General features: G+C 62.4%; 12 protein-coding genes. 5 read left to right on the top strand and 7 right to left on the bottom strand.

What is annotated here, in order from left to right; genetic code table 11:
• Positions 1-2 precede the first annotated feature (2 nt).
• Both ABEG21_RS08020 and ABEG21_RS08015 read right to left on the bottom strand, forming a co-directional pair.
• Positions 3-1,343 carry a cation:dicarboxylase symporter family transporter gene (locus tag ABEG21_RS08020; protein WP_347554140.1) on the bottom strand — a complete coding sequence of 447 codons (1,341 nt, stop codon included), beginning with the start codon at positions 1,341-1,343 and terminating at the stop codon, positions 3-5.
• 59 nt (positions 1,344-1,402) lie between these two features.
• A complete protein-coding gene (locus ABEG21_RS08015; protein ID WP_347554139.1) occupies positions 1,403-2,071 on the bottom strand; it encodes a hypothetical protein in 669 nt (222 codons plus the stop codon).
• Positions 2,072-2,207: 136 nt separating this feature from the next.
• Between ABEG21_RS08015 and ABEG21_RS08010 the strand changes: the two genes are divergently transcribed.
• Together ABEG21_RS08010 and ABEG21_RS08005 are read left to right on the top strand one after the other, a co-directional pair.
• A complete protein-coding gene (locus tag ABEG21_RS08010; protein WP_347554138.1) occupies positions 2,208-3,191 on the top strand; it encodes a LysR substrate-binding domain-containing protein in 984 nt (327 codons plus the stop codon).
• 122 nt (positions 3,192-3,313) lie between these two features.
• Complete coding sequence (locus ABEG21_RS08005) at positions 3,314-4,243, top strand: alpha/beta fold hydrolase (RefSeq protein ID WP_347554137.1); 930 nt, start codon at positions 3,314-3,316, stop codon at positions 4,241-4,243.
• Between the two features lie 22 nt (positions 4,244-4,265).
• On the opposite strand, the gene ABEG21_RS08000 is transcribed toward ABEG21_RS08005, so the two are convergent.
• On the bottom strand, positions 4,266-5,495 hold the full coding sequence (locus ABEG21_RS08000; protein WP_347554136.1) for an aminotransferase class I/II-fold pyridoxal phosphate-dependent enzyme: 1,230 nt from the start codon (positions 5,493-5,495) through the stop codon (positions 4,266-4,268).
• Position 5,496: 1 nt separating this feature from the next.
• On the bottom strand, positions 5,497-6,159 hold the full coding sequence (locus tag ABEG21_RS07995; protein WP_347554135.1) for an RraA family protein: 663 nt from the start codon (positions 6,157-6,159) through the stop codon (positions 5,497-5,499).
• Between the two features lie 123 nt (positions 6,160-6,282).
• On the opposite strand from ABEG21_RS07995, the gene ABEG21_RS07990 reads away from it, so the two are divergent.
• Positions 6,283-7,212 carry a LysR family transcriptional regulator gene (locus ABEG21_RS07990; RefSeq protein ID WP_347554134.1) on the top strand — a complete coding sequence of 310 codons (930 nt, stop codon included), beginning with the start codon at positions 6,283-6,285 and terminating at the stop codon, positions 7,210-7,212.
• A 138-nt stretch (positions 7,213-7,350) separates the two neighbouring features.
• Here the strand turns inward: ABEG21_RS07990 and ABEG21_RS07985 are convergent, their stop codons facing one another.
• Genes ABEG21_RS07985 through ABEG21_RS07975 form a run of 3 tightly spaced genes read right to left on the bottom strand, consistent with a single transcriptional unit; the run spans position 7,351 to position 10,563 of the window.
• On the bottom strand, positions 7,351-8,418 hold the full coding sequence (locus ABEG21_RS07985) for a biotin-dependent carboxyltransferase family protein (RefSeq protein ID WP_347554133.1): 1,068 nt from the start codon (positions 8,416-8,418) through the stop codon (positions 7,351-7,353).
• Positions 8,415-9,101 (bottom strand): 5-oxoprolinase subunit PxpB, encoded by a 687-nt coding sequence (gene pxpB / locus ABEG21_RS07980; RefSeq protein ID WP_347554132.1) that lies wholly within the window; start codon positions 9,099-9,101, stop codon positions 8,415-8,417. Before pxpB ends, ABEG21_RS07985 begins: the two co-directional genes overlap by 4 nt.
• 49 nt (positions 9,102-9,150) lie before the next feature.
• Entirely contained in the window at positions 9,151-10,563 is a 1,413-nt protein-coding gene (locus tag ABEG21_RS07975; protein WP_347554131.1) for an MFS transporter, read from the bottom strand.
• A gap of 276 nt (positions 10,564-10,839) precedes the next feature.
• On the opposite strand from ABEG21_RS07975, the gene ABEG21_RS07970 reads away from it, so the two are divergent.
• Both ABEG21_RS07970 and ABEG21_RS07965 read left to right on the top strand, forming a co-directional pair.
• A complete protein-coding gene (locus ABEG21_RS07970; protein WP_347554130.1) occupies positions 10,840-12,285 on the top strand; it encodes a DHA2 family efflux MFS transporter permease subunit in 1,446 nt (481 codons plus the stop codon).
• An 87-nt stretch (positions 12,286-12,372) separates the two neighbouring features.
• On the top strand, positions 12,373-13,221 hold the full coding sequence (locus tag ABEG21_RS07965) for an aldo/keto reductase (protein ID WP_347554129.1): 849 nt from the start codon (positions 12,373-12,375) through the stop codon (positions 13,219-13,221).
• The last annotated feature ends 11 nt before the right edge of the window (positions 13,222-13,232 follow it).

The following is a 13,232-nucleotide window of genomic DNA, read 5'->3' as shown; positions in this document are numbered from 1 at the left end:
CCTCAGCGCGCCGATTCCCGATGCGTCAATCCAACCGGGCCGGCGGCGAGCGGCCGCGGGTGCTCGTTCGTGCGATTGGCTTCCGGCTCGGCCGGCGGGACCGGGGCGTGCTGATAGGCGCGGAACTGCACGACATCGAATCCTTGTTCCCAGCGTGCCAGGGCAATTACGGCGACGACATTGCCGATCATGTTCGTCAAGGCGGTGGCGGTCGCCATCAAACGATCGATCCCGAAAAGCAGTCCCAAGCCGCCCAGCGGCAATGCCTTGACCGACTGCATCGTGGCCGCCAGTTTGATAAAGGCGCCCCCTGCCACCGTGGTGCCGCCACGCGACGTCAACGTCAGCACGGCGAGCAATCCCAACTGCTGCGTCAGCGTGAACGGCGTGTCGGTTGCTTGTGCCAAAAACCCGACCGACATCGCCATATAGATGCTGGTGCCGTCGAGGTTGAAGCTATAGCCGGCGGGAAGCACGAAGCCGACGACCACTTCGTCACAGCCGGCCTTTCCCAATTTTTGCACCAGCCGCGGGAACGCCACTTCCCCGGACGCGGTGCCCAGCACCAGCAGCAGTTCTTCACGGATGAAGCGGAGCACCGAAAAGATCGATATCCCACAGCGCGCCGTCACGATACCCAGCACGGCCAGGATAAACACGAGCGACGTCGCCCAATACAGCAGCACCAGTTTCAACAGATAAAGCAAGGTCACTCCGCCATAGCTGCCGACGGCGGCGGCCATCGCGCCGAACGCGCCCAGCGGCGCCAGACGCATAATGAATCCCAGAATCATGAACAGCACGCGCTGCCCTTCCCCCACGCCGCGCGCGAGGACCGAGTCCGGCCCGACGCTCAGATTCAAGGCGATACCGGCGAGCATCGCGATCAACAGCACCTGCAGGATATTGCCGTCGGCAAAGGCGCCCACCAGCGTGTGCGGCACGAGGCCCATGACGAATCCCATCACCGTCATCTGCGAAGCGGACTGCGCGACGTGGGCCACGGCAACGCTCGTGTCGAGATGCACGGCATGCAGTCCATCGCCTGGACGAAACACATTGATGGCAAGAAAGCCCAGTGCCATACCGATGGTGCTCAGCACTTCGAAATACACCAGCGTCTTGACCCCCAGACGCCCTATCCGGCGCATATCCGCTGTATGCGTCAAGCCGTGCACGACGGTGCAGAAAACGATTGGGGCCAGCAGCATCCGCAGCAGGCCGATGAAGAGATCGCCGAGCGGTTTCATCGCGATGGCGATATTGGGCGCGACAACGCCCAATATCGCCGCGGCGATCAACGCGATGAGAACCTGAACATGCAATTTGCCCAGCAGCTTCATCGTTGTCTCCTATTTTTTATGGTCGCTGTTTCTATATGCCTGCGATGTCACGACGGCGGCTAAGGGCCGCGGTGATAAGCGCTGTACACGTTCAATGTGGTGGCGCCGCGTCCGGCCAGACGGCCCGTCAAGGCGCCAAGGTCGGCACGACTCACCGGTGTGGCGAAGGCTGCGAGCAACCAGGCGGTTCCCTGCGCGGCCTGCGTATCGGATTCGCTGTCGGGCGATATCTCGAAAAATCCGCGCAATTGCAGCAGCGCATCTCGCGCCGTCGAGGACGCCAACGCATCGGTCGCCGCGGCATGGACCCGCGCCGCTTCCTCGCGCGTGTTCACCGGGATACCGGCCAAAACCAGACGCGCCGTTTTCGCGCTCGCGCATTGCACCGCGAGGGGCGCGGCCTGTCCGGGCACGGCCTCGGCGACGACGCGCCGCCGCCCGATCGTCCGCGGCAGCAAGCGGCGGCTCCATGGCGTCGAACGCTCCCCGGCGTTTGCGCGATAGACATCGCTGTCCAATGCCGTCTTGTCTTGTAAATCGTAGAGCGCCATCCATCGCGGCCAGCCATCGAGGCAGATCCAGCGCGAGGCCGATAGAAAACCCGGCATGGCCCGACGCTGCGGAAAATGCTCGGTGTCGTACCAATCGTTGAATTCTTCCTCCAGCGCGGCGGGAGGCTCCATCGAAACCATCAGAATGGCGCGCGCATTAGCGCTTTCCCTTTCCACGGCCTGTCTCCTGCTTTCGTTTTTTTTCAGTTACGACACTGTGCCGTGTCACGCCGGAATTGACAAAAACCTTTTATCGATGGAAAGCTATGTCGGAAATGAATAGCTCTCCGACGCCCGATGAATAAGGGTTTACGTGAGATGCACCCCGGAGACAGTCATCGAAATCAGAGAGCTTCGCTCATTTGTGCATATCGCGCGCGTGGGCAGTTTTAGTCGCGCCTCGGCCGAGTTGTATATCGCACAGCCTGCGCTAAGCCGGCAGATCGCCAAATTGGAAGAGGAACTCGGGACGCCCCTGTTCGTCCGTTATGGACGCGGCGTGCGGCTGACCAGCGCGGGCGCACGTCTGCTGGAGCGCGCCGAGATGATCATCAGCTATGTGGCACAGGCCAGCGAGCATGTGCGTGCATCGCCGGACCGGCTGACCGGGCGCATCGCGATCGGCATGCCGCCCGCCGTCGGCGCGCGCGTTTCCGCGCCGATCGTCGGCACGTTTCGGGAACGCTGGCCCGAAGTGGCCCTGCATGTTCGCGAGGGGCTCAGCAGTTCGCTGCAGGAGTGGCTATTGGATCGTCGCGTCGATCTGGCCATCGTCTACAATCAGCCGCCGTTAGAGGCCTTCGACGTCGTCCCCCTTTGTAGCGAGCCGATGGTGGTCGTCGGGCCGCCTCGTGGCCAGGATCCGGGCCTCTATGCTGAGGTCGACGACGACACGACGCTGCGTATCCGGGATCTGGCCGAGCTGCCCTTGATCGTGCCAGGCTTTCCCCATGCAAACCGTCGGGTGCTCGAACAAGCCGCCGTGCAACACGGCATCCATTTGCGGGTCGAGATGGAAGTCGACAGTGTCGGTCTGACCAAGGCGCTGGTGCGAAGCGGGCTGGGCTATTCGATCCTGACCTTTACGGCCATCGCGGACGAGGTCGCGCGCGGCGAGCTGCGTGCGCTGGCGATCGAACGCCCGGCAATACGCTCGACGATCGCCCTCGCCACGCTGCGGGAACAGCGCGCGTCCAAGCTGGTGCAGACGATGGCCGACGTCGTGACCGAGAATATGCATACGCTGGTCGTGGACGGCGTCTGGCGCGACCGCGCGACCTGGATAGCGCAACGCTGACGGCAATGCCGCCATCCCCTTTTGCGATGCCGGCAGGGCATGGCTTGCTATCGCGCAAAGGTTTTTGCCAAGGTGCGGCGATCCCGTCAGAGTAAGGTTTTCGTCGATGTCGGCCGATTCCCATGCATGATCGCATTCATTACTGGACCACCGCGCCGGCCTCGCCGTCGCTGCACTACACCGTCAGCAGCGTGACATCGATGCTGGAACACGCGCGCCCCACCCTCGTCTTGCTGCATGAGTTGGGCGGCAGCGTCGACAGCTGGAACGCGGTTGTGCAATCCCTGGCGCGCCGCTTTACCGTGCTATGCGCCGACCAGCGCGGGCATGGCCTCTCCGAGAAAACGCGCTCGCCTTATACCATCGAGAATCTTGCCGAGGACCTGCATGCGGTTTTATCGGATGCCGCGGCGCGCGGTGTGATTGGCGATATCGATCGCAACCCGATATGGCTGCTCGGCTTGGCGGCCGGTGCCGCGACGGCGGCGGTGTATGCCGCACACCATCATGGCGTTGCGGGCGTGATTCTGTGTTGCCCGGCATTGGAAGTCGATGCCGAGCGCCGCGATTATCTCGAAACGCGCGCGCAACGGGCCGTCGAGGAAGGCATGTCGGCCATCGTGGAGGCATCGTTGGCGCGATCCTATCCGCCGCTCTTGCGCGAGCGGCTCGGCATGCCGGCGTTCGAGGATTATCGCGCGCGATTCCTGGCGAACGATCCGGTCGCGTATGCGAACGCGAATCGCGCGCTCGGCGGCGGTCAGGCACGCAATGCGCTGGCAGCGTTACGCCTGCCCTGCCTGATGCTGGCCGGTAAGCATGATCTTCTGCGGCCGTCGGCGCAAGTCCGCGCGTTGACGATGGACCATCCCAGGATCGTTTTCTCGGAAATCGATGCGGGACATCTGGCGGCGGTGCAGGCACCGCAGGCGCTGGCGGCATCGGTGGAACGATTTATCGATGCCGATGGCCTATCGACCACCGAACACGGCATGTCGCGCGGCACGGCGGCAGCCGCATCCGCTCCTTTGCCGCACCGCGTAAATGCCTGAAACGATCGGTGCGATCGCCCGCTTAGCGCAAGGCGTTGCAGGCGACGACCAGACGACGACATCCTTCCCGAATCGCCGCATCCGACGTGGCAAACGACAAGCGCAGATACGGACCGACGCCATAAACGCTGCCTTCCAGCGTCGCCACGCCCGCGCATTCGGTGAAGTACTGCACGATGTCGCCATCCGTTTCCAGCAGACGCCCTTCCGGCGTGCGCTTGCCGATCAAGTCGCGCACGCAGGGGAAATGATAGAAAGCGCCCTTCGGCCGTCCAATGGCGATGCCTTGCGCCTCGGCAAGCAGATCCGCCATGAGCCGCGCCCGGCCCTCATATAAGGCGGCAGCCTGCCGCGGCGCCTCCTGACTGCCGCCGAACGCGGCCACCGCCGCGGCCTGGGCCACCGCATTCGGGCAGGTGGTGGTTTGCGAGATGAGCTTGGTGATGGCCTGGATCAAGGCGATCGGACCGGCGCCATAGCCGATACGCCAGCCGGTCATCGCATACCCTTTCGAGGCGCCGTTGATGATCAGGCTACGGCCCTTCAATGACGGCATCGCCGCGATGGGCGAGACATGGCGCTGACCGTCGAAGACGAAATGCTCGTAGATTTCATCGGACATCACCCAGACGTGCGGATGCCGCGCCAGCACGGCACCCAGTGCGCGCAGTTCGTCCTCCGAATACACGGTACCCGTCGGGTTATTCGGGGTGTTCAGGATCAACCATTTGGTACGGGCAGTGATCGCCGCTTCCAACTGCGCGGGAAGCAGCTTGAATGCGTCCTCCTCGCTCCCGGTGACGATGACGGGAACACCTTCGTTGACCTTGACCATATCGGGATAGGACAGCCAGTACGGGGCATGGATGATGACCTCGTCGCCGGGATTCAAGGTCACCGCGAGCGCGTCGAAAATAATATGCTTGCCGCCGTTGCCGACGACGATTTCATTGGCGTCATACGTCAATCCGTTGTCCCGGCGCAATTTCGTGACAATCGCATTGCGCAACGCCGGTGTCCCGCTCGCGCCGGTGTATTTCGTCTCGCCGGCACGCATTGCCGCGATCGCTGCGTCGACGATCGGCTGCGGCGTGGGCAGATCCGGTTCGCCGATCGTGAAGTCGATGATGTCGCGGCCTTCTGCGCGCAATTGGTCGACCAACGCTTTGGCCGCCATGCTCGGCGACGATTTGATCGCGGTGATGCGATGCGAGAGAAACGCCGATGCGGCGGGGATGGATTGCAGGGACATGTCAGATAAGGCCCTTCGCTGTCAGGATCTTGGTGATCCACGCCTGATCGGGCACACCGCTGGCAATCTCCTGCTGAATCGCGTCTTCCTTGCGGCGATGCGCGTCCGCGAGGGTCAACAAGTGCTCGGCGGACGCTTGCGGAAAACAGACGACACCGTCTTCGTCTCCCACCACGATATCGCCCGGCATCACCACCTGTCCGCCAATCGATACCGGCACATTGATTTCACCGGGACCATCCTTGTAAGGACCTTTGTGATTCACCCCTCGCGCGTAGCAGGGAAAATCGGTAAAGCACGCCACATCGCGAATGGCGCCGTCGATCACGAAGCCGACGCAACCGCGCTGCAACGCATATAGCTTGATCAATTCTCCGACCAAAGCATTATCGAGATGCCCGGCGCCATCGACGACGAGCACGTGGCCGGCCGACATCATCGTCAGCGCCTTGTAGATCATCAGATTGTCGCCAGGACGGCATTTGACGGTGAAAGCGGTACCGACCAGCTTGCCTGTCCTGTTATAGCGAGTCAGGCCGCCGATGCCGACGCTGCGGGCCAGATTGTCGCTGAGGTGCGGCACGACGACGTCACGCAAGCCGGTGACGATGGCGTCGGGTGCACACGCCGGTGCGGGATGGATGCGGTTGCCGGGGATAGACATGCAATGCTCCTGAAAGGGATCGAGAACGGGGATTCAGGCAGACAGTAAGCGTTCTTAATTGCATCAAAAAGCGATTTTTTTCTATCTTGTACAATACTTTTATTTCATGTTTTCGAGCGGGCAATGCTGAACTACAAGCAGATGGAAGCGTTGTACTGGATCGTGAAGCTGGGATCCTTCGAAGCGTCGGCGCGCAAGTTGAATACCAGTCAGTCAGCGATTTCGAAACGCATCCGGGAGCTGGAAAGCACCTTCGACGTACGCGTATTCGACCGCAGTCATCGCACGGCGCTGCTAACGGAAAAGGGCGAGGAGCTTTTTACGTATGCAAAGGAAATCCTCGAACACCGCGACCAGATCGTCGAGGCGATCAGTGCAAAGGAAGTACTCGTCAGTCGCCTGCGTATCGGCGTGACCGAATTGACCGCGTTGACCTGGCTACCCGCGTGGGTCGCCGCGATCAAGCGGCATTATCCGAAGGTGATCGTCGAGGCGGAAGTGGAATTGAGCGCGACGCTGCATGATCGACTGGCGGCGGACACGGTCGATATCATCGTCGCGCCCGCAGTCCCGATCGATGACGCGCTGATGTCGACGCCGCTTGCCGAGGTGGAAAACGCCTGGATGTGCGCACCCGACGGCGTGCCGCGCGAGGCTAGCATTCCGCTCGCGGCGATCGATCGTTTTCCGCTGCTGCTGCAGGGCAATCTCTCGGGCACCGGCTCGACCTATGCCCGTTTCCTCCAGCAAAACGGCGTGACGCTGCCCAAAGCCTCGTCGAGCAATAATCTGGTGGCACAGATCGGCCTGACCTTGTCCGGAGTCGGCGTCAGTTATCTGCCGCGCCAATGCTTGCAATATCTGGTCGATGGCGGCGCGCTCGGTATTATCAAGACGGTGCCGCCCTTGCCCGCCATCTCCTATGTGGCGATGTACCGTGCAAGCCATGCACGGGCGCTGACCGTCGAAGTCGCGACGCTGGCACGGGAGTGCTGTGACTTCAACGTGTTGCTGCTGGCGCCGCGCTCGCCGTTGCAGGCGCATCGGACATAGGGGCGGTCCGATCCGGCGATAGCGCCGTCGTCGTTGGCGACGGCTCGCGACGTATCGTCAGGCGCGTCTCGCCAAAGGTCGCATCGAATTCGCCGATGTCGTGCTGCGTCAGCATTTCGACCAAGGACACGATGTCCGCTATTTCCACGTTTGCCTCCAAAGGGCGTTGTCGATGGCCGCCAGATAGTCATCGTGTCGTTGCGTGGCGCGCCCCGCTTCCGCGACGGAAACCGATTCGAATGTGAACCGCGAACCCAGCGATGCTTGCGCCAGCTTGCGCAGATCGGCCGGAATGACCGTCGCAATTTTGGGATAGCCGCCGGACGTCTGACAATCTCGCATCAGCACGATCGGCTTGCCCTGCGGCGGCACTTGCACGACGCCCGGCACGATGCCATGGGAGCGCATCTCCAGCGGTTCACGCAAGACCATCGGCGTGCCGTCCAGGCGCAAGCCGATGCGATTGCTGTCGGCGGTGATGGTCCAGGCTTCCCGCCAAAACGACGCCTGCGACACAGCATCGAAATACCCGTATTCGGGTCCTTCGACGACGCGTATCGTCAGCGGTGCGACGTCTGTCGGCGCGGCACCAAGGGACGTTTCGGGTGGCCGCACCGCGAACGCACGACGCGCGATGCGCGACTTGACCGGCGCGAAGGGGACGACGTCGCCGCGCTTCAGGCAGCGTCCCTTGAAACCGCCGAAGCCGCCTTTGATATCGGTGCTGCGCGAGCCCAATACGAGCGGCACTGCCAAGCCGCCATCGGGGACATTGTCGGCCGCGTCCGCAGCCGCGTCCGTATCGCGCGCGTCCATCACTTCGTCGCCACGAATTGCGAGATACGTGCGCACGCCGGCACGCGGCGCATCGAGCCGCAACGTTTGCCCCGCCGCCGCGTCGAAGGTCGACCAAGGCAATCGGGAGTGTTCGTCGAGGCGGATCCCCGTCAAGGCGCCGGTCAGTGCGACGCGGCAATCCGCGAGAAAGCGCGCGACGAAAGGATAGACGGTCACTTCAATGGCCGCCGCCCCTATTGCCGCGCCGTGCGAATGGGGGGCGGCGACGGTATTGCCGACCAATAGATTAGCAGCGCGATACGCGAGCGCATCCATTGCGCCGGCCGTGCCGACGCCGAATCGGCGAAATCCGTGGCGCCCTTCGTCTTGAATAGAAGACAGTGCACCGCTTGCGAGAATCTCGATCATGCCACTACCCGATTGATGCGAAAGCGCACCGTGTCGCCTGGCGAAAGCAGCGTCGGCGGCGTGCGATGCGGATCGAAGAAATCCAAGGTCGCACGGCCGATCAGTTGCCAGCCACTCGGGCCCTCCGCCGCGATGATGCCCGTTTGCATACCGCCGATGGCGACGCTGCCTGCCGGCACGTTGAATCGCGGCTTGTCGAGCCGCGGTGTATGAATCCGCGCATCGAGTCCGCCGAGATAGCCAAAGCCCGGATGGGCGCCGAGGCAGTACACGGTGTAGTCGCGTGACGCATGAATCTCCGCTACCTCGTGGACGCTCAGCCCGGCATGCCGCGCGACGGCGTGCAGGTCCGGTCCCCCCTCGCCGCCGTAGTCCACCGGCACCTCGACGACCGCGCCACACACGGTGGCCGGCAATACTGCCGGCCACGCCTGCGCAAGCTGTGCCGCGACGCCTTCCGGGCTGCTGCAGGATGGCCGCAGGACGACCATCAGGTTATTCATGCCCGGCACGACCTCGGCAACGTGATCCCACGCGGCGACGGATTCGGCAAACGCCCAGAAACGCGCCTGCAAGGCAAGGTCGAGCGCGCCGATATGCTCGCAAAGCAGCGCCTCGCTGCCAAGGTGTTGGATCAGCAAGGCGTCCGAGCGGATCGTCTTGTCGTGTACGTGAACTGTCATACGCCTGCTTTCTACCGAGTTTTTAAGAAATGTGCCAAGCCGCTATCGCTTATTCGGCGATGGCCTCAAGCGGCTTGGACTTCGTCTCCACCCCGATGGTCAGGACGATCGTGCCGAACACAAAAAGCGATATGCCGACGCAGGCGACAATCGCGTTGACGCCGCCCCATACGAACAATGCCGGAATCACGAATTGAATCGATGCGGCGACGAGTCGCGAAATCGTGCTGCACAAGCCGTTACCGCGCATCCGGATACGGGTGGGGAACAGCTCCGACATATAGACCGCTTGGCCCACGACGATGATGATGTAAAACGACGTCAGCAACAGAAAGCCGAACAACATCAGCAGCCAATCCACGCGCAGTTGCACATAGACGATCGAGATCACGATACCCAGCAAAGCGGCGCCGATGAGAATCGGCTTTCGCCCCAGACGGTCGGCGAGCCACAAGCCCAATAAACCGCCGACCGGGCCGCCGAACGACATGATCGTCGACCATTGCAGCGACTTCACCATATTGAAGCCTTGCTGGACGAAAAAGGTCGGCAACCACGTCACCATGCCGTACACGCAGATCTGAATCACGCACATCGTCGCGATACCGATCACCGTCCGGCGCAGCATGCCGCCCTTGAAAAGTTCGCCGATGCCCACATGCACGGCGACGCCGTCGCCTTGCGGGTTCGCAGCGGAAGCCGTCGCGCGCGCCTTGGCCGCGTCGAATGTCGGCGACGCCACGCCGGACGCCTGTTCCATGACCCGTACGATCGTATCGGCTTCTGCAAATCGCCCCTTGCTTTCAAGCCAACGCGGCGATTCGGGCATGAACTTGCGCATCATCCACACCGCGGCGGCGCAGATGCCGGCGATCAAGAACATATAGCGCCATCCCAAATGCGGGATGACCCACATTGCCACCAGCGACGAGAAGAACACGCCGCATTGCGCAATAAAGGAAAGCGTCGCGACGAGGCGACCGCGCTTGGCCGGCGGCACGAATTCGGCGAGCGTGGCGAAGCCCAGCACCAATTCGGCGCCCAGTCCGATACCCATGACGAAGCGCAAGGCGATCAAAATCTCGATATTCGGCGCGAACACGGCCAGCAGCGACGCGCCGCCGAAGATGGCGAGATTCAACTGATAACTGATCCGGCGCCCATAACGGTCACCGATGACGCCGGCACCCCAACACCCGAGCATGAAGCCGAGAAAGGTCGCAGTAACAAAATAGCCGTTGTATTTGAGATTGCTCCAGCCGTCGTGCACCAGCTGTCCCAGAATACCGCTCGCCATCGCCAGTTCGAAACCGTCGAGAAACAGCCCCGCGCCGATGATCGCGATCATCTTGTAGTGAAACGCGCCCACCGGCAATCGGTCCAATCGCGCGGAAATCGATGTCGCGTTCCCGGAAACATCCACGCCTTCGGCCGCCGAAGCGGCCATCTGTACTGAGCTCATCGCTTACCTTGAACGGTGTGAAGACCAACGAGCCGGCACCGCGGGGGGTCGCGCAGGGCCGCTCCTCTGCCGACCCGGCTTGGGAGGCGCCCTCGTTCCGAGGATCCTGCCCAAGCCGGGGATGTCGGCTCGGGATGATTATTCGCAAAAAATAAATATCTTAAAAAGGAGATTTTTCTATATTGATCGATACTTTTTATTCATGTCTCGCCATTGCAGGCCGTTTTATATTTCGCGTTATGATCACGACCTTTGCCTTCGTGCGCGGCATCGGTCATGAAATCAGTGGAGTGGAAGGTATTTTTGTACACCAGCATCGGCGTCTTGCTGGTGTTCAGCAATATGACGACGATGGATGTGGCGCTTCCCACCATCGTGCGATATTTCAGCGCGTCGCCGTCGCAGGCGAATTGGATCCTGCTCAGCTATATGCTGGTCAACACGGTGATGATTCTGGCCTTCGGTCGTCTGGCGGATATCTTCGGCCGTCGCGCGCTCTATCTGTTCGGCATGGCGATGTTCACGCTGGGATGTCTGGGCTGCGGGCTTGCCTGGTCGGCCAACGCCCTGATCGTCTTTCGCGTCGTGCAGGCGATCGGCGCCGCGTCGATCGCCACCAATACCACCGCCTTGCTGGTCGACGCCTATCCCGCGCACCAGATGTCGCTGATACTCGGGCTGAATGTCTCCGTGGCCGCCGCGTCGTCGATTCTCGGTCCGCTGATCGGCGGCGCCGCGGTGTCCCTGTTAGGCTGGCGCGCCCTCTTCCTCGCCGGCGTGCCGCTGGCATTGGCATCGACCGTCTGCGGCTTTCGCATCCTGAAATTAAAAACGACGCGTTCGCACGAGCGCTTCGACACGCTCGGCGCGGCGCTGTCCTTCGTCACATTGGGGAGCTTGATCGTCGCCTTGTCCGAAGGCGGCGCGCTGGGCTGGCAGAGTCCGCGTATCGCCGGTTGCTTCCTGCTTAGCGCCATTGGCGCCGTCTTGTTCGTGCGCGTGCAGTTGCGCGCCACCCATCCGCTCGTCGACCTGTCCATCTTGAAAAATGGCGATCTGGTGTTGGCCTATTATTCCAACTTGATGATCGCGATCACGCAGATCGCCACGCTGTTGCTGATCTCGCTGTTCCTGCAAGCCTTTATGGGGATGGACGCCCTGGCGGCCGGCGTCCATATCACCCCGCTCGCGGCGGGCCTGATGATCGGCACCCTCCTCTCCGCGCGCTTGATCGGCAAGATCGAACCGCGTCGCGTGGCGGCCTCAGGCATGGGATTGGTAGCCATCGGCGCCGTCTCGATCGCGTGGCAATTCGCCGGCACCCTGGGTACGCATGTGGAAGGCGTATTGATGGCGATGCTCGCCGTGATCGGCTTCGGCACCGGGCTGTTCATGACGCCGAACACGACGTCGATCATGTCGAGCGTGCCGCCTGAGCGCCGTGGCATCGCCAATGGCGTGCGCTCGATGATGCAGAACTTGGGCTTCGTCGTCGGCACGGCGCTAGGCCTGGCGATCATCACGTCGCCATTGAGCGAACTTGCCAGACAGGCCGTCTACGCCGGTCAAAGTCATCTGCTCGCGCCCGATCAGCGCATCTTGCTGCTGACGCGCTATCTGCTGATGTTCGCGATCATGGCGGCGCTTGCCTGCTCCGCCGTGGTGGCGTGCCTGATGCGTCGCTCGCCGCGCAACGCGACGGCCGACGCGCGCATCGGTTAACCTGAATGCAGCGCGGGTGTCGCTCGGCCCGCATCCGCTACATCAGGGCGGCTCCGCTGCTGCCCGTGTCTCTGGAGTGTTGTGCTCATGAATCAAGACGCGCGTCACGTCGCTTTCCGCAACGGCCAGACCGTCGCGGCGGTGGGTATGGGCAGTTGGCATCTGGGGCAAGGTCGGCGGCCGGCCAAAGAGGAGGAATCCGCGTTACGGCTCGGCGTCGACCTCGGCATGCGTCTGATCGACACGGCCGAAATGTATGGCGACGGTCAGGCCGAAAGCCTGATCGGCCGCGCGATCAAAGGCCGCCGCGACGACGTCTTCCTGGTATCCAAGGTCTATCCTTGGAACGCGACGCGGCAGAAAATGCAGGCGGCGTGCAACGCCTCGCTCGACCGGCTCGATACCGAGGCGCTCGATCTCTATCTCTTGCATTGGCAGACAGGCACGCCGCTGGCCGAGGTCGTGGCGTCTTTCGAACATCTGCGGCAACAGGGCAAGATTCGCGCATGGGGCGTCTCGAATCTCGACACCGCCGCGATGCGCGAACTCGCCGCCGTCCCGAACGGCACCGCGTGTCTGACCGATCAAGTCCTGTATCACGCGGCGAGCCGCGGGATCGAATTCGACCTGTTGCCGTGGTGCAAGCAACAGGCGATGCCGGTAATGGCCTATGCCCCACTCGGCAGCGGCGGCGATTTGCTGCATCGGCCCGTCTTGGCCGACATCGCGCGCAAGCACGGCGTGACGCCGGCGACCGTGGCGCTTGCCTGGTCGATTCGCGACGGTCAGATCATCGCCATTCCCGAATCAGGCGATGTCGCGCATATTCGCGAAAATGCCGCCGCACTGACATTGGCATTGGATGAAGACGACTGCGATGCGATCGATGCCGCCTTGCCGGCCCCGACGCGGAAAACCACGTTGGACATTCTCTGAAAGGCACGCTC

Source organism: Robbsia sp. KACC 23696 (assembly GCF_039852015.1).
Classification (GTDB): Bacteria; Pseudomonadota; Gammaproteobacteria; order Burkholderiales; family Burkholderiaceae; genus Robbsia.
Note: the sequence above shows the minus strand (reverse complement) of the source record. Positions and strands in the feature narration are given on the sequence as shown.

Excerpts from the sequence above, each read along its gene's own strand:
- ABEG21_RS08020 (WP_347554140.1), bottom strand. The coding sequence starts at position 1,343 with ATGAAGCTGCTGGGCAAATTGCATGTTCAGGTTCTCATCGCGTTGATC.
- ABEG21_RS08005 (WP_347554137.1), top strand. The coding sequence starts at position 3,314 with ATGCATGATCGCATTCATTACTGGACCACCGCGCCGGCCTCGCCGTCG.
- ABEG21_RS08000 (WP_347554136.1), bottom strand. The coding sequence starts at position 5,495 with ATGTCCCTGCAATCCATCCCCGCCGCATCGGCGTTTCTCTCGCATCGC.
- ABEG21_RS07995 (WP_347554135.1), bottom strand. The coding sequence starts at position 6,159 with ATGTCTATCCCCGGCAACCGCATCCATCCCGCACCGGCGTGTGCACCC.
- ABEG21_RS07990 (WP_347554134.1), top strand. The coding sequence starts at position 6,283 with ATGCTGAACTACAAGCAGATGGAAGCGTTGTACTGGATCGTGAAGCTG.
- ABEG21_RS07985 (WP_347554133.1), bottom strand. The coding sequence starts at position 8,418 with ATGATCGAGATTCTCGCAAGCGGTGCACTGTCTTCTATTCAAGACGAA.
- pxpB (WP_347554132.1), bottom strand. The coding sequence starts at position 9,101 with ATGACAGTTCACGTACACGACAAGACGATCCGCTCGGACGCCTTGCTG.
- ABEG21_RS07975 (WP_347554131.1), bottom strand. The coding sequence starts at position 10,563 with ATGAGCTCAGTACAGATGGCCGCTTCGGCGGCCGAAGGCGTGGATGTT.
- ABEG21_RS07970 (WP_347554130.1), top strand. The coding sequence starts at position 10,840 with ATGAAATCAGTGGAGTGGAAGGTATTTTTGTACACCAGCATCGGCGTC.
- ABEG21_RS07965 (WP_347554129.1), top strand. The coding sequence starts at position 12,373 with ATGAATCAAGACGCGCGTCACGTCGCTTTCCGCAACGGCCAGACCGTC.